The sequence below is a fragment of the Cupriavidus laharis genome (assembly GCF_914271435.1).
Taxonomy (GTDB): Bacteria; Pseudomonadota; Gammaproteobacteria; order Burkholderiales; family Burkholderiaceae; genus Cupriavidus; species Cupriavidus laharis.
The window spans coordinates 490,794-506,778 of sequence record NZ_CAJZAI010000002.1; the positions used below are offsets into that span (position 1 = coordinate 490,794).

Genomic DNA, 15,985 nt, shown 5'->3' on the forward strand with positions numbered 1-15,985 from the left:
CTCAGCCTCCTCCGTGCACCGGGCAACGGGCCGGGTTGCCGCTACGCGGCTGGCCAGCGTGGCCCGGGCCGTCTGGCTGCGCCATCAGCCTTTGATACAGGTCGCGGTAGCTGCCCACCATGCGGTCCTGCGTGTAGTAGCGCTCGACACGCGCGATGCCTGCGGCCTGCGCTGCGTGCCAGCGCTGCGGATCCTGAAGCAGGCCCAACGCGGCGCTGGCCAGCGCGGCCGGGTCCGCGATGCGCACCACGTCGCCGGAGGCGCCGAGCGCCGCGTCCTCGCCGGGCAGTCCGAACACCAGCTCGCTGCACGACCCGACATCCGTGGTCACGCAGGGCACACCTGCGGCATAGCCTTCCAGCACTACCAGCGGCAGCGCTTCGCTGATGGAGCTCAGCACCAGCACGCCTACCTTCGGCAGCAAGTCGTCTATGCGCTGGAAGCCCAGGAACTTGAGCTTGTCGCCCAGGCCCAGGCTCTGGGCCAGGCTGCGGCACTCGCGCGCGTATTCCGGGTCTTCGTCCTCGGGGCCGGCAATCCAGCCTTCGGCGTCGGGATAGTGCCGCACCACCGTCAGCATGGCGCGGATAAAGGTCTTGATGTCCTTGATCGGCACCACCCGGCCGATCAGGCACAGCACCGGCGGCACGCCGGGTGCGCGCCTGTCGCGCAGCGCGGCCAGCCGCGGCAGGTTGATGCCGTTGGGGATGCTGCGCGTGCGCTCGGCCGGCGCGCCGTCGATCACCTGGCGCACGCGGTTGCCTTCGTAGAGCGCCACGATATCGTCGCCCGCGTCATAGCAGACGCGCCCCAGCGTTTCGAAAAAGCGCACCCACAGCTCGCGGAAATAGCTGATCTGGGAGATATCCCGCTCGAAGATGTTCCGGTTGTCGCGGATCCACTGGCTCTGGAACAAGTCGATCTTGCGTTCCTTGGTGTAGATGCCGTGCTCGGACACCAGCAGCGGCCGCTGGTTGCGGTAGCGCAGCATCGCACCCAGGAAACCGGCATAGCCCGTGGAGACAGTGTGGTAGACGCGCGCCGGGATCAGGTTGTCGGCAATGCGCACCAGCTGCCACAGCGGCTTGTGCATGATGCGCACGGTCCAGAAGTAGTCGGTGAACGACGGATCGGTGCAGAAGCGGCGGTACTGGTCGGTGATGGTCTGCCACGCGCGCTGGCTGTACAGGAACGCGTCTTCGCCGAGCGCCCCGCCCTCGCGCAGCGCAGGCATCAGCTCGCGGATCAGTTCGCCGGCCCGGGCCTCCTGGCCGGGTTCGCGCAGCATGTCGTGCAGGCGGTCCGACGCCGCGAAGGCGTCGGCGTCCCCCCGCGTGCCGTGCACCATCGGCGGCGGCGGGAAATCATAGAGATAGTGTGTTTCCAGGTGCACCACGTTGTCCGGCAGCGCGTAGGCCATGTCGCCATAGTCCTCGCGCCGGCTGCCGATGAAGACGATGCCGAAGCGCAGTTCCGGGAAGGCGCGGATCATCTGGTTGACCCAGCTCGACACGCCCCCGCTCACGTAGGGGAACGTGCCCTCCAGCAGCAGCATGACGTCGGCGTGATCGCCCTTTCGCAGAATCTCGCTCATGATTGCCAGTAACGCAACAGGGGCCGCATCAACGGTAGCGGCGATGGACTGTCGAACTCCGCCATCAGGCTGCGGACTGCGGCGTAGTCCCGTTCGAGATAGGCCGCTTCGGCCAGCAGGGGCAATACGCGCTCACGCGCGAAGCCCAGCGCCTGTGCCCGCACCAGCCACTCGCGGGCTTGCGCGGGTTCGTTGCGCACCAGGGCCAGCCGCCCGCGCATGTACCACAGCGAGGCATTGGTGTCGTCAACCTCCAGGGCTGCACTAGCGTGGCGCTCCACCTGGCTGGCGGTGTAGTGGTACACGTCGCCCTGCACCAGGTTCTGGTAGATCAGTTCCCAGTACAGGTCGGCGAGGCGCTTGTTCACTTCGGCGCGGGCCGCTGGCGTCTGCGCGGCTTCCAGCCGGGGCAGCTCGGCCAGGATCTGCTGGGTCAGCTGTTTTTCTGCGCCGTCGAGCATGCCGTAGGCCAGCAGGCGGACATCGTCGGCGCTGTCGGCGAGCAGTTCGCGCAGCACCGGGCTGGCCGTGCGTGCCGGCATGGACTGCATCGCCACCAGCGCGGTCAGCCGCTCCGGCAACGGAGCCCGTGCATTGCCCAACTGCGCGCGCAGGCGCGCACCGCCGCCATGTGTTACGCGCGACACCAGGTGGGTAACGAATTCAGGCAGGCCGACCGAACCGATGCCATTGAGGCCGGCGCGGGACGGCAGGAGCCGCGAGAATACATAGCTGCCCAGGCACACCAGCATGCCGCCCAGAGGCACGAAGAAGCAGAACAGCGAAAGGTAGGCGTAGCTCCACACGAACGGCACGCGGAACCGCCGTGGCAAAAGCCGCCACAGCACCAGCCCGGTCAGGGCAGCGGCCATGGCCTGCATGCCCAGGAAAGCCAGGAGCACCGCCGTGCTATCACCGCGCACCAGCAGTGCCAGGGCGGCAAGCTGGGCGGCAACGCTGGCGACAGTGAGCTTAACCATGGCTTGCTTCCGATTGCAGCGGCGTGCCGCCATCGACCTGGCTACGCTGCAGCAGCCGCACCAGTGCATCTTCGGAGCCGGCGGCCGGCACCGGCAGCGTGTAGACGCCGACCTTCGACGCCTCGAAGTCGGTGCCGAACTGCGCGCGCAGCATGTCTTCGATCCGCACCAGATAGGCCGACACGGCCTGCGCGTCCGACAGCGGCATCAGCGTGAGCAGCGCGCGATGGCTCGGATTGGCAACGGGCCAGGCCACGTCCAGCGCGCGGCGGCTGCGTATGACCTGTTCGTACAGTGCGTCGCGGGCCTCGTCCAGGTCGAACACCAGCGCGACGACCGAGCTTTCGATACCGGTATCGCGGCGCAACCGGGACAGGCGGGCATAGTCCAGCGCGAACGGGTATGGGCAACCCGGCAGCGCCGACTGGATGGCCTGCGTCGCCCGCGCATGGTCAACGCCATCCGCGTAGTAGCCAAGCAGCACCATCAACATCTGCAGGTTTTCGTAGGTCAGCGCCAGGAACGGCATGCGTTCCACCACCAGGACACCGATCAGCTTGTCCGCACCGGCCAGCACCGGCGCCACCGCCACGTAGCGGGTCTGCGCATCATGCTGCAACCCGTCGGAGCGCAGGTGCGCCAGCTGGCGGGTTTCCAGGCAGTGCCGCACCAGCGTGTCGCCGGCATCGAGGGCGAACTCCGCGCCGATGCGCGCCACCGCTTCCGGCACCACGCCGTCGCCGTCGCACGGGTACAGCGCCGCGGCTTCGAGCTGGCAGGCCTGTGCCACCACCTGCAGCATGGACCGTGCGCCGGCCAGCCCGCCTTCGCCTTGCACCGCCTCCTGCTGGGTCACGCCGCGCAGCTGCGAGAGCGTGTCGCGCAGCGTCGTCGGCCGCGCCAGCAGGTCGTTCTCCAGGCGCGCATGCGAGATGCGCAGCAGGTAGTGGTTCTTGGTCAGCGCCGACAGGCGTTCGTCCAGGTAGCGGTTGACGGCGCGTGCCCGGGCCAGGCGCGTGCCCCAGACATCGCCGAACTGCCCGGCCAGCAGCACCAGCAGCAGGCCGCCAAGGAAGAACATCCGCGGGAAGGCGCCGTCCTGCGCGCCCATGCCGTGAAAGACGAACCAGCCGCCAAGCAGCATCAGCACGCTGCCCACGCCGATCAGCGTGCCATAGCGCAGGGCCAGCACCATCGGCAGCAGCCAGGCCCAGGGGAAGCCCAGGCCGAGCAGCAGCGGGTTCTGCGGGAACACCAGCCAGGCCAGCGCCATCGCCAGGGCCATGGACACCACCAGTTCCACCGCCGCTGCCCGTCCGTTCACCGCGGGCGCCAGCAAGCGCGCATATGTGCCGCCCAGGCCAATACCCTGCCCTTGCCTCGCTTGTTCAGCCGTCTTGGCCACGCCTGTCTCCCTCGCGTTCCGTGTTGCGCCCGTGTGACCCGTGCATTCAGCCCTGCGTCAGCGGCGCCAGCAGGCGGCGCAACAGCTTCTGCGCAGTCCCCGACAGCGACGCGCGGCTCCAGCCGCTGTCGCTGCCGGTGGCCGACCACACTACGTCGCCGCTGGCCACGTCGATCAGCTGCAGCGAAATGCCGACAGCCGGCTCGCCATCGACGCCGACCTTGTAGCGCCATTCCTGCACGGCGCCGGTCAGCGCATACCTGACCTTCTCGCCCCGTGCCCATTCCAGCGCCTTGGCGACCGCCTCGCGCTCGGCCGGTTCGAACAGCGTTTCCGGGTTCAGGCTGGCAGGATAGCGCTTCAGGTTGGTCACCCCGCCGGTCTTGAGCAGGCTTTCCGCGATCGCCTCGGCACGCAGCCCGGCCTGCGGCGTTTCGGTGTAGTTGGCGATCGGCAGCACGGCCATCGTCTCGCCGCGCGCAATTTGCGGTGCCCTGCCGACATCCGTCACCGCGCAGCCGGCCAGCCACAACGCGGCGCCCAGTGCACCGCACCATGCCATCCACCTGGTCATGCGCCTGTTCTGCTTGTTCATGTTCATCCCCTTTTCTCTTCTGAACCTGTTTCCCTGAGCCTGTGATTGCCTGACCGCGTGCCGCGCCGCCTCAATACAGCCAGCGGTAGCGCAGCCCCACTTCGGTCAGCGGTACGCCACCGTTGCGCGCCGCGGTTTCGTGCGATACGTACAGCGACAGGTGGTCGTTGCCAAACACCGACCCGGCCACGCCGCCCTGCACGCGGAAGTTCTGCCGCGCGCGCGTGTCGTGCAGCAGCCCGACCTCGCCGAACGGCCGCCACTTGTGCGTGTATTCGTCGATCAGCTCGGTGCCGAAGCCGAACAGCACGCCAGCCTGCGTAAATCCCTGCGGCATGTAGAAGCCCGGCGTGGCGTCTTCGTCCACCGGCACCAGCGACGCCATGCGCGGCGTCAGGCTGCCGCCATTGGTGCTGTAGCTGGCGTGCGTGCCGACCACCCGCACCGTGTAGTCCGGGTACGCCGTGCGGATGCGGTAGCCCGCCTCCACGTCATACACCATGCCATGCCCCAGCGCGCTGCGGTCCTGCCCGCGGAAGCTGCTGTACTCGACGCGTGCACCGACGAACTCTCGCAACCCCAGGCGATAGGTGACGCCAACGCCGAGCACGTCCTTGGCGCCGCCCACGCGCAGCGCGGCCGATTCGTCGGCCGGCTGGTTCAGGCCCGCCAGTGTGCTGAACGACAGGCGGCCCTGCTGGTTCCATTCGCCAAAGAAACGGCCGGTCGCCATGGTGTCCAGCCCCTCGCGGTAGCCCGCCGTTGCGCGCCAGCGCTTGTTCGTGTCACGGTAGCCCAGCGACAGGTCGGCGCGCCGGTCCGACGACGGCACGTTGACCAGCTGCGCGGAATCGGTGCTGCGCTGGTCGCGCCACTGGCCGCGCAGGTTGAGGTCATAGCCATTCCACAGGCGTATGCCGCCGGCAAGGCTGTAATCGTAGTATTCCAGCGGCTTCTGGTGCGAAAAGGCAGCGCGCGGCTCGATCGCCTGGGTGTTGAAGAGCAGGCTCTCGCGCAGCGTCTCCTGCAGCGTATCGTCGGTGCGGACCACGTCCTGCGTCTCGAACGCGCGGGTCTGCGCGGCACCCAGGCGGTCAAGCTGCAGATCGGCCTCGATCTTGTTCGCCACCGGAATACGCCCGGCCTGCCGCTCGAGAATACGGTCCACTGCATCCAGGTCCTGCTGGTCGAGCGCGATGGCGATGTCGGCATACGCCGGACGCAGCAGCTGGCGCGCATAGTGCCGGGCCAGCCAGGCACGGGCGAGGTCATTGGACTCCCCAGACAGCGCCCAGGCCAGCGCCGTTTCGCGGGCGGCAGCAGACAGCACGGCCTCGCGCCTGGCAGCCGTGGCAGCCTTGGCGGGGTTCAACGGCGGCAGGCCAGCTACATCGCCAAGCTGCGAGGCCGCACCGTTGGCCGGCTGCGCCAGTTCACGCGCGGCCACGGCGGCACGATCGGCCCTCAGCATCTGCATGACCATGGCGCGCGAAACATCGGCCGAAGCGAAGATGCGGCCCAGCGCCACCACTTCGCGGCGCAGGTCACCACGCGACGGGAGATCGGGCTCGCTCTCCTGCCCGTCGTCGCCGTCGAAGAGGTCTTCACGTGCCAGGCCACCCCGCACGCCATGCTCGGACCAGTCATGGTGCAGGTCGATCCAGGCCTGCCGCCGGATACGCCAGGCGGTATCGGTCTGCCCGATGGCCTCGAAGGCATCCGCGTTCAGGCCCAGCCAGAGCGGGTCGGCGCTCTTGCCCTGCGCCATCTTGCGCAGGTAGTGCAGCGCGGAACGCCCGTCCTGGAAGCGCATGTGGCCCGCCGCATACGCGCCCCACAGCTCGGGACTGTCTTCGGCTTCGTCCTGCAGGCGCCGCATGAGGGCCCGCACCTCCGTGTCCGTGCCCTGGTCGATCAGTGCCCACAGCAGCGCCGCCAACGTCTCGCTGTTGGCATCAGGCAGGCCTGCGGCGCGACGCAGGTCGGCCAGCGCGCGCTCCCGTTGCCCGGTCAGGCGCCAGTACTCCGCGCGGTGCATCAGGAAGCGCGAGGAATGCTCCGCGTCCTGCCGCTGTTCCTCGCTCAGCCCCTGCAGCAGGGCCTGGATGCGCGCATAGGCATGGGCACGCGTGTAGTAGTAGAGCGCCAGCTCCAGCGCATCGCGCTTGCCCGTCTTGCGCCAGCTGGCCTCGGCAATGCGGCCGGCATCGATCGGCGCCTTGTCGTAGAAGGCGATCAGGTTCGAGAAGTCCGACTCCTCGGTATCGCGCTGCTCGTCAAGGCAGTCATTGCGGCCGGCGCCCGGCGGCATCTGCATGCAATGGTCGTCCCGGCTCTGCGCCACGGCGACCATCAGTTGCCGGTAGCCTTCGCCGAGCAGGTCGTCGCGCTGGTTCAGCCGCGCCAGCTCGGTAAAGGTGCGCCAGTACAGGATGTCAGCCGGACCGGCCTTTGCCCTTGCGGGCAGCATGGCGTCCAGTGCCTGTTCCAGCCTGCCGCGCACGTACAGCAGGTTGGCAAGCTTGAGCGCATAGGCCGGACGCGGCCCGAAGCGCTGCTGCAGTTCGGTGTAGAGCTGGAAGGCGCGCTCGTCTCTGCCCGCGCGCTCGGCCAGTTGCGCATGGCGCTCCATGATTTGCCTGGCGTTCGGCCCGTGGCTCAGCCCGGCCAGGAAAGCCATGGCCGCCTCGGGCTCACCCAGACGTTCATAGGCGGCCACGACTTCGTCCACGGTCTCAAGGTCGCCGCTGCGCGCGCGGTGCTGCAATGCCGCCAGGTAGGCACGGTCGTCCGACAGGCCCGGGGCGAGCCGCATCACGTTGTCCCAGGCGCGCTGGTCGCCGCTTGCGCGCGCATAGGCCAGCCAGCTTTGCAGCGCGACCTCCGGATGCTGGTTCCACTCGGCCACCTGGGCCAGCCGCTCGCGCCACAAGGCGCTGTCCGGCATCCGGCGGACCGCGGTTTCGGCCACGCGCTGCGCCTCGTTCAGCTTGCCGGCAGCCAGGAACACCCGGTAAGCCAGGTCATGGTCCTCGGCATTGAATGGCCGGGCTGCTTCCGCCTGGCTGGCCCCCCCGGCGGCCGGCGCCGTGGCCGCCACCTTGCGCACACCGAGCTCGCCCGCGTCGGCCAGCGCCTGGCGCAGTGCCAGGCCGCGCGGGCCATCCAGGAAGACTACGCCGCGCGCAGCCCACGGGTGGCCCGCGGCCTGGCGAGCAGCCAGTGCCTGCGCGTTCGGCAAGCGCGAGGTCAGGCGCATCAGGCGCTCGACATAGCGGCTGGCCAGGTCGGGACGATTGGCTGCCAGCGCCAGCTTCGTCAGGTAGCGCAGCGTCTCGGGATCATCGAGCAGCTTGCCGCCGCGGCGCTCGGCTTCGGCCAGTGCCTCGTCCAGCAGGTTGCCTGCCTGCAGCGTCTGCAGCGCCTTGAGAAACAGGCTGCGCTGGTCTGCCAGCGACGTGGCGCGTGCCTGCTGCTCGAACAGCGCGCGCGCGGATGCGCGGTAGTCGCCGCCCGCGAGCGCAATCTCCGCCAGCTGGCGGTTCCAGAATTCCGCATGGCCGCGGTCGGCCTGGGCCAGCTTGCGGTAGAAATGCGCGGCCGCGTCCGCGGCGTTGATCTGGCGCGCCTGCGTCGCCAGTTGCTGCAGGTCCGCCAGCGGCCAGTCCCGCGTGACCGCCTGGCCCATGAGCTCGCGCATGCGCGACAGGTATTGCTCGCGCTGTGCCGACTCGGGCGGCTCGGCATAGGCGCGCTGCTGGGCAATGTCGATCTGCGTGCGCAGGATCTGGCCGGACAAGTCCACGCCCTGCACCGCCTGCATGCGCGCCAGCATCGCCTCGGCATCTTCCAGGCGGCCGCTGCGCGCGTACTGCTCGGCCAGCACGCTCATGAAGCCGGTGTCGTCCGGCACCACGCGCCACCAGGCCTCCAGGTAGGCAACCGTCAGGCCGTCGACCGCGCGGCCCTGGCCCAGCAGGCGCTCGCGCAGCGTTTCGCGCGGAAACATCAGCGCCAGGCCGATCCCCACCATCGCGGTGAAGGTCAGCACCAGCGCTGGCGGCAGCAGCCGCTCGCGCTCAACCGGCGCAGTGGACTTCGACTCGTTGCCTGACATGGATCGGATCGGTTATCGGAGCGGTATCCACACGCAGCGTATTGCGCTCGCGCACGCCCTGGACGGGCTTGCCGTCCACGCTGACGCGGCACTGGCCCGCGCCTGCGAGGCGGAAGAATGGCTTGTAGTAACCGCTGAAGGCAAAGGTCGTGACACCGTCGCGGCGCTGCCAGTCGCGCACGATGCCATTGGCTTCGGCAAGCTGCACGGCCGGTTCGGCAGCCGGTGCGGCACCGATGGCAAAACGCGCGTTGCCGCCGTCCAGGTATAGGTACACGCCACCGCCCGGCGCCGGCGACGTACCGGTCACGCCGCGCGCACTGGCCACGTCGGGTACGCCGTTACCGGTCCAGCGCAGGTTGCGCAGGTTGCCGTCACCGCGCACGATCCACGCGCCTCCCTGGCCGCCATCGCCGGCCGGCAATTCACGTGCAACCGCCATGTCCTGCCAGTCGAGCACCTTGCGCACGTAGTCAGTGGCATGCAGCGGCAGCAGCGGCTGCGTCAGCACGTAGTCATAGACCTTGCGCAGCGCCTTCAGCGATGCCGCCTTGGTGCCCGAATAGCTGTGGTAGTAGATGTTGACCGGCTTGAAGCGCAGCGGACGGTCGGTAAGCTCGAAGGTCTCGATGACGCGCTCGAAGCCATAGAACGGACCATGCCACAGGTTGGTGTAGACGTTCTCGTTCTGGTTCGGCGCGAATACCTGGAAGGTGCCATCCGGCTTGTTGATGCCCAGCGGGGCAATCGCCGTCCAGCTCGGGTTGCTGCGCGTGATCAGCGTGTCGCCGCCGTTCATGTTGAGCACGCCGGCCTGTGCCGTCAGTTTGAGCGCCTGCGCCGGCGGCTGGCAATCGCCCGACCACAGCAGCAGGCTGACCGGCTTGCCGGGCGGCGCCAGCCTGCGGTTGATGTAGTCGATCGACCCGCCGATCTCGCGGTTCAGGTCCATCGTGTAGCCGGGGATGGCCAGGTGGAACTCCTCGTCGCCTTCCACGTTGCGGCCTTCGCTGGCGGGCTCGCCCGGCACGGTGCGGCCCCACTCGAAGGGGTGCGAGAACGTATGGCTGGCCACCTCGACATACGGTTGCGCGAAGATCTTGCGTGCAATGGGTTCCAGCTGCGCGGTCAGTTTCGGGTACATGCCGTCGCTGGCCAGTTCGCCCTGGATCACCGACATCGTCATCGGCAGGCGGTAGCGGTCGAAGATCTCGCGGAACAGCACCTCTCCGGAAAACCCGCCACCCGGGATCTCTGCGCGCGAGGCAAAGCCGTCGCCGTCGATATGAATGGTCAGCAGGCGCCGGCCGTTTTCGGTGGTCACATCCGGCACCGGCATATCGGGCAGGCGCAGCGCCTCGCGCAGGAAGGTGAGCGGCTGCACCACCCAGCGACTCTGGTCATTGCTGCTGTTCTGGCGCACCGCGTAGGGGCCGAGCACGTAGCCGCCCCACGGCGTGATGGCCGCGGCATCATAGGTCAGCGTGCCCGAACGCATGCGCAGCAGCGAACGGTAGCCCGCGCGCTCCGGCACCTGGATCGCCTCGGCCTGGGTACGGTCCGGCGCCACCGGCATCTCGAAGCCCATCATCGGGTCCCTGGCCAGGATCTCCACGGGCCCGGATACGCGGCCCTTCACGGGCTTGAGGCCCAGCGTGCGCGCCAACGAACCCGTTACGCTGGCGCCGAAATCGTTCATGAACACCACCGGCATGCCCTGCGCGATCTGCTTTTCGATCCAGCTGACAAAACGGCCGGGCTGCTCCGTGACGTTCCCATCCACGTACACGACCACGCCGGCATAGCGGTCGGGACCGATATCGGGCAGCGGGTCGCGGGTTTCGGCGAACTCCACGCGGTAGCCAAGGTAGTTCAGCGGCATGGAGACGAAGCGTACGCCCGGGGAATCATCGATCGACAAGCCCTGACGCCGTTCCTGCACCACCAGCACGCGGCGCGGCAGCACTTCCACGCTGCCGATGCCGACGGTCTGCAGGCCCGGATCGGCGACGTACGGCGTCATGCCAAGCGCCTTGATGCGGCGGGCGGTCTCACGCGCGCACCGACGGTCAGCGGGCGGGCAGTAGTCGATGGCGATGACCGGCAAACGATATTGCTCGCGGATCGTGCGGGCCTGGCCAAGCAGCCATGCGCGGTCGGCATCGTTCACCTCGACATACCGGCCCTTGCCCTGGTCCCAGCCTCGGAACAGCGATTCGAAAGCGACCGCGTCGGCAAGCTGGTGAACCTGGGGGAGGATTTCGAAGCCGCGGTTGAAGATCAGCCGGGCATCCGGATAGCGCGCCTTGATGGCCTGGATGACGCGCACCATCCCGGCTTCCTGCCGCGCGCGCTCGGCGTCGGTTTTCGCCACCAGTTGATAGGAATCCAGCGTATCCAGGAAAAACCCACGAAAACCGCGCTGCCACAGCGGCGTGATGACCTTGTCGACATAGAATGCCGGCCAGCCTTGCGCGGACTGGTCGACCACGCGGGCCTGCCACGCATCGTTGTTGCCAGCGAGCCACGCCTTGGGGATGTCTTTGAAATAGGCACGCCCCGGCAAGACTTCGCCAACGCTGACGTAGGCAAACCAGGAAGTGGCCGGGGTGGACAGCTGCCGGGGGTCAAACCCGCTGTCGGGCTCCACCACGGCAATATCAAAGGCCTGAAGCGCGTCGACCGGCGGCCTGTCGCCATAGTGGAACGCGATGCTGGGCATTGCCTGCGCAAAGGCGGCCCCGGCGGGACTGCAGGCCAGGCCGACCACCGTCAGGCACCACAACGCGATGCAACGCCAGCGGCGCCGCCACATTGGTTCCTCCGTCGCCGCTGGCTCCCCGGTCATCTGCGTGGCCGGGCGCTTCCAACGTGATTCGTCTGCTCGCTTCACTGGCTCGATTCCCAATTCTTCGTGCGTGACGGTGTTTTGTGCTTTTATAGTCACATTACAGGATGTGGCTCAGCCGCCATTATGCCGGGCCGACATCACAGTTCGGAAAAATCTCATGTTCCTGAGGAAGACAAGATGCTATGTCAGCAAATGCAAACGCACTGTCAACAATTGTGCCAACACTGATACTTGATCATGGCATTGGCGACGCCTGCCCCACCGGCGCGCGGCCAGTGACGACACAATGCGGAATCTGCTGCGGCAGGTCGGCAGGACAACCCGGTAGCCGGGGCCGGCCCTTCTGGATGGCAACGTCCGTGTTGCGATTGCGCGGACGCGCCTATTGCGAATGAATCATGGTATTTCCCCGTTCTGCCAATGACATCCGCCTGCACGTGGCGGCGGTGTTCTCGTCGTGGCTGCCGTCTGGCAATTTCCACGCGATATCGTTTTTTGTTGAGTCTGCTCTTTTAGACCGTTCAATCTGCTGCCGCATCCCCCGAACGCGGTACGTCCGGCGCGCGTAAGCAAATGTAAAAATCGTGGCGACACAATGCATTGCAAGGCAGTCATTATGCCCGAATGCAAACTGCGCATGCCGGCGCGCCTGCATAAACTGAAATTCAGTCAATACCGTGGCGAAGCGCCGGGCGCCCATCTCAGGGAATTCACTGAATCGACGGCGATGTAGAAAACGCTAATATCTCGTGTCGGAACCTCTCATCATGATTTGGCGCTTCGCCCGATTGACACGCCGGGAAAATTCGTCAGAATGCTTCCCGCATGTGCTGCGCCTTTCGATGTGTCGTTCCGTGGTGTTTTTCGTTTGTCATACCACCGACATTTGGAAGGCATAAACAATGCGCGGTGGAACTGGGCATTCACCTACCCATGCACGGTTCCGGCATTGAGCACGATGTACAGCGGGCAATTAAGCTCATTTGAAATTCAAGGTTGAAAAAGATATGGAAACCGGTACCGTTAAGTGGTTCAACGACGCCAAGGGCTTCGGCTTCATCACCCCGGACGCAGGCGGGAACGATCTGTTCGCGCACTTCTCCGCGATTGAAGGCGCGGGCTTCAAGTCGTTGAAGGAAGGCCAGAAGGTCCGCTACGTCAAGGCGATGGGCCAGAAGGGCGAACAAGCCACCAAGATCCAGGCGGTCTGATCCGGTTTGGACACCGCAGGCGTGTGCCGATGCACGCGCCTGCCACCAGAGAGCCCCGCCAACGCGGGGCTCTCTGCATTTGGCGACCCATGCCGGCCTGGCAGGACATCACGCCGCCGAGGCGCTCCGGCGCGGCGAGCCTGTTACGAGGTTATTGCTATAATCGGCCGACCCCCAATCCACCGTGAGCGTGGCACGGCACAGTGGTCCGCCGATGCCACCCGACGGCAAAAAAAGCGTGTCGAGGAGCTACGTGGCCGGTACTCAAATCGCAACGCCAGACGCCCCCATCGCTGGTTCGGCCAGCCCGGCCGTATCCTCGGGCAGTTCGTTCCACGCGGCCATGCGCATCCTGCCCGCGGCGCAGCGGCAGGCCATGTTCGAGATCTATGCCTTCTGCCGCGCGGTCGACGACATCGCGGACTGCGACGCGCCGCATGCCGAGCGCCTGGCCGGCCTTGACGCCTGGCGGCGCGACATCGGCCTGTGCTATGCAGGCATGGCGCCTCCCGCACAGAGGTCGCTGGCCCAGCAGATTGAAGCTTTCCATCTGCGCCAGCAGGACTTCCTGGACGTGATCGACGGCATGACCATGGACGTGGTCGCCGATATCCGTGCGCCCGATGCCGCCACACTGGATCTCTACTGCGACCGCGTCGCGAGCGCGGTGGGCCGGCTTGCCGTGCGCGTATTCGGCATGGACGAGACCCCTGGCCTGGCGCTGGCCCATCACCTCGGGCGAGCGCTGCAGCTCACCAATATCCTGCGCGATATCGACGAAGACGCCGCCATCGGGCGTCTCTACCTGCCGGCGCCCGCACTGGCCGCTGCCGGCGTAGAGGGGCTGGAACATGCCACGCCGCTGGAAATCGTTGCCCATGCCGGCATCGACGCGGCCTGCGCGGCCGTTGCGCGCGAGGCACAGGCCCACTACGAGCAGGCCGACGCGGTCATGGCGCGCTGCCCGTCGCGCGTGGTGCGCTCGCCGCGGATCATGTCCCGGGTCTATCACTGCCTGCTCACGCGCCTGCGTGCGCGGGGCTGGCGCGCACCGCGCGCACGCGTGCGTGTGCCGCGCGCGCAGATGCTGTGGATCGTTCTGCGCCACACCATGGTCTGAGGATGCTGCGAGGGGATCCGCTGCGTGGCATACGGCGCCCGGCGGCATCCTGAACACCATCTTCGAGGCACGCATGCGTCGTGCCGAACAAGGAGTTTGCATGTCGATGAACGAGGCCGTCCTTGCCGCACCGCGAGTCGCTATTGCGGCCGCCGCGCCGGCCGTGCCGGACGCCCTGGAAGCCGGTATCGGCCATGCGCTCGATGCCCTGCTGGCCCAGCAGAATGTGGACGGGCATTGGGTCTACGAGCTGGAAGCCGACGCCACCATCCCGGCCGAATACGTGCTCATGGTGCACTACCTGGGCGAGACGCCTGACCTGGCGCTGGAAGCCCGCATCGGGCGCTACCTCCGGCGCATCCAGAATGCCGACGGCGGCTGGCCGCTGTTCCATGAGGGCCGCTCGGACATCAGCGCCAGCGTGAAGGCCTATTTTGCGCTGAAGATGGCCGGCGACGATCCGCAGGCCCCGCACATGGCGCGCGCGCGCGCTGCCATCCTGGCCATGGGCGGTGCGGAAGCGAGCAACGTCTTCACGCGCACGCTGCTGGCGCTGTACGGCGTGATGCCCTGGAAGGCGGTGCCGATGATGCCGGTGGAAATCATGCTGCTGCCGCAGTGGTTCCCGTTCCACCTGTCCAAGGTGTCGTACTGGGCCCGCACGGTGATTGTGCCGCTGCTGGTGCTGAACAGCCTGCGGCCGCGGGCGCGCAACCCGCGCAAGGTCGGCATCGACGAGTTGTTCGCCGGATCCCGCGAAACAGTACGGCTGCCGCATAAGGCTCCGCACCAGCATGCCGGCTGGTACTCGCTGTTCCGTGGTGCCGATGCACTGCTGCGCACCGCCGAGCCCGTCATGCCGCGGGGCCTGCGCCGCCGCGCCATCGACGCGGCGAAGGCGTTCGTGCGCGAGCGGCTCAACGGCGAAGACGGGCTTGGCGCGATCTTTCCGGCCATGGCGAACTCGGTGATGATGTTCGACGTGCTCGGTATTCCGCCCGACGATCCGGACCGCGCGGTGGCGCGGCGCTCGATCGAGAAGCTGCTGGTGGTGCATGGCGACGAAGCCTACTGCCAGCCATGCCTGTCGCCGGTCTGGGATACCGCGCTGGCCGCGCATGCGCTGCTGGAAACCGGCGGGCCGCGCGCCACCGCCGCGGTCAGCCGCGCGCTGGACTGGCTGCGCCCGCTGCAGGTACTCGACGTGCGCGGCGATTGGACTGTACGCCGCTCACGCGTGCGGCCGGGCGGCTGGGCATTCCAGTACGCCAATCCACACTACCCCGACGTGGACGACACCGCGGCGGTTGCTGCGGCGATGAACCGCGCCGCGCTTGCGGAACACGCTGCCCCGAACTCCGACCCGAACGCGGAAGCAGTCGCGCGCGCGATCGAGTGGATCGTCGGCATGCAGAGCGGCAACGGCGGCTGGGGCGCGTTCGAGCCGGAGAACACACATCTCTACCTGAACAACATCCCGTTTGCCGACCATGGGGCGTTGCTCGACCCGCCCACGGCCGACGTGTCGGCACGCTGCCTGTCCATGCTGTGCCAGACCGGCGCCACGCCCGACAGGAGCGAACCGGCCGCACGCGCGCTGCAATACCTGCTGGCCGAACAGATGCCTGACGGAAGCTGGTTCGGGCGCTGGGGCACCAACTACATCTACGGCACCTGGAGCGCCTTGTGCGCGCTCAACGCGGCAGGCCTGGGCCCAGAGGCGCCGCCGGTGCGGCACGCCGCCGAATGGCTGGCCGGCATCCAGAACGCCGATGGCGGCTGGGGCGAGGACGGCGACAGCTACAAGCTCGAATACGGCGGCTACGAACGCGCGCCCAGCGTGGCATCGCAAACGGCCTGGGCGCTGCTTGGGCTGATGGCGGCCGGCCAGGCGGAGCATCCTGCCGTGGCACGCGGTATCGGCTACCTGCTGCGCACGCAGCAGGCCGATGGCCTGTGGCACGAACCGCGCTTCACCGCAGTAGGCTTCCCGCGCGTGTTCTACCTGCGCTATCACGGCTATGCCCGCTACTTCCCGCTGTGGGCGCTGGCGCGCTACCGCAACCTGCGGCGCAGCGGCAAGCGCCAGGTGGCATGGGGACTGTGACAGGC

9 protein-coding genes are annotated in these 15,985 nt (G+C 67.6%); 3 read left to right on the top strand and 6 right to left on the bottom strand.

Annotated elements, in window-relative coordinates; translation table 11 throughout:
• Window position 1: 1 nt before the first annotated feature.
• The 6 genes from pelF to LDO29_RS06080 form a co-directional block, all read right to left on the bottom strand.
• Window positions 2-1,594 (bottom strand): GT4 family glycosyltransferase PelF, encoded by a 1,593-nt coding sequence (pelF, locus tag LDO29_RS06055; protein WP_224078874.1) that lies wholly within the window; start codon window positions 1,592-1,594, stop codon window positions 2-4.
• Window positions 1,591-2,574 carry a lipopolysaccharide N-acetylglucosaminyl transferase gene (locus LDO29_RS06060; RefSeq protein WP_224078875.1) on the bottom strand — a complete coding sequence of 328 codons (984 nt, stop codon included), beginning with the start codon at window positions 2,572-2,574 and terminating at the stop codon, window positions 1,591-1,593. The genes pelF and LDO29_RS06060 overlap by 4 nt, the downstream gene beginning before the upstream one ends.
• Window positions 2,567-3,979 carry a PelD GGDEF domain-containing protein gene (locus LDO29_RS06065; protein WP_224078876.1) on the bottom strand — a complete coding sequence of 471 codons (1,413 nt, stop codon included), beginning with the start codon at window positions 3,977-3,979 and terminating at the stop codon, window positions 2,567-2,569. The genes LDO29_RS06060 and LDO29_RS06065 overlap by 8 nt, the downstream gene beginning before the upstream one ends.
• Window positions 3,980-4,025: 46 nt before the next feature.
• Window positions 4,026-4,580, bottom strand: coding sequence for a penicillin-binding protein activator LpoB (locus LDO29_RS06070; protein WP_396022632.1), 555 nt, complete (start codon window positions 4,578-4,580; stop codon window positions 4,026-4,028).
• A gap of 64 nt (window positions 4,581-4,644) precedes the next feature.
• Window positions 4,645-8,691 (bottom strand): tetratricopeptide repeat protein, encoded by a 4,047-nt coding sequence (locus tag LDO29_RS06075; RefSeq protein ID WP_224078878.1) that lies wholly within the window; start codon window positions 8,689-8,691, stop codon window positions 4,645-4,647.
• Window positions 8,654-11,506, bottom strand: a complete 2,853-nt coding sequence (locus LDO29_RS06080) for a bifunctional glycoside hydrolase 114/ polysaccharide deacetylase family protein (protein ID WP_396022633.1) — start codon at window positions 11,504-11,506, stop codon at window positions 8,654-8,656. The genes LDO29_RS06075 and LDO29_RS06080 overlap by 38 nt, the downstream gene beginning before the upstream one ends.
• A gap of 1,043 nt (window positions 11,507-12,549) precedes the next feature.
• On the opposite strand from LDO29_RS06080, the gene LDO29_RS06085 reads away from it, so the two are divergent.
• The 3 genes from LDO29_RS06085 (at window position 12,550) to shc (ending at window position 15,980) form a co-directional block, all read left to right on the top strand.
• On the top strand, window positions 12,550-12,753 hold the full coding sequence (locus LDO29_RS06085; RefSeq protein WP_011301065.1) for a cold-shock protein: 204 nt from the start codon (window positions 12,550-12,552) through the stop codon (window positions 12,751-12,753).
• Between the two features lie 253 nt (window positions 12,754-13,006).
• Window positions 13,007-13,873 (top strand): presqualene diphosphate synthase HpnD, encoded by an 867-nt coding sequence (gene hpnD / locus LDO29_RS06090; protein ID WP_224078879.1) that lies wholly within the window; start codon window positions 13,007-13,009, stop codon window positions 13,871-13,873.
• A gap of 100 nt (window positions 13,874-13,973) precedes the next feature.
• Window positions 13,974-15,980 carry a squalene--hopene cyclase gene (gene shc / locus LDO29_RS06095; protein ID WP_224078880.1) on the top strand — a complete coding sequence of 669 codons (2,007 nt, stop codon included), beginning with the start codon at window positions 13,974-13,976 and terminating at the stop codon, window positions 15,978-15,980.
• Window positions 15,981-15,985 lie beyond the last annotated feature (5 nt).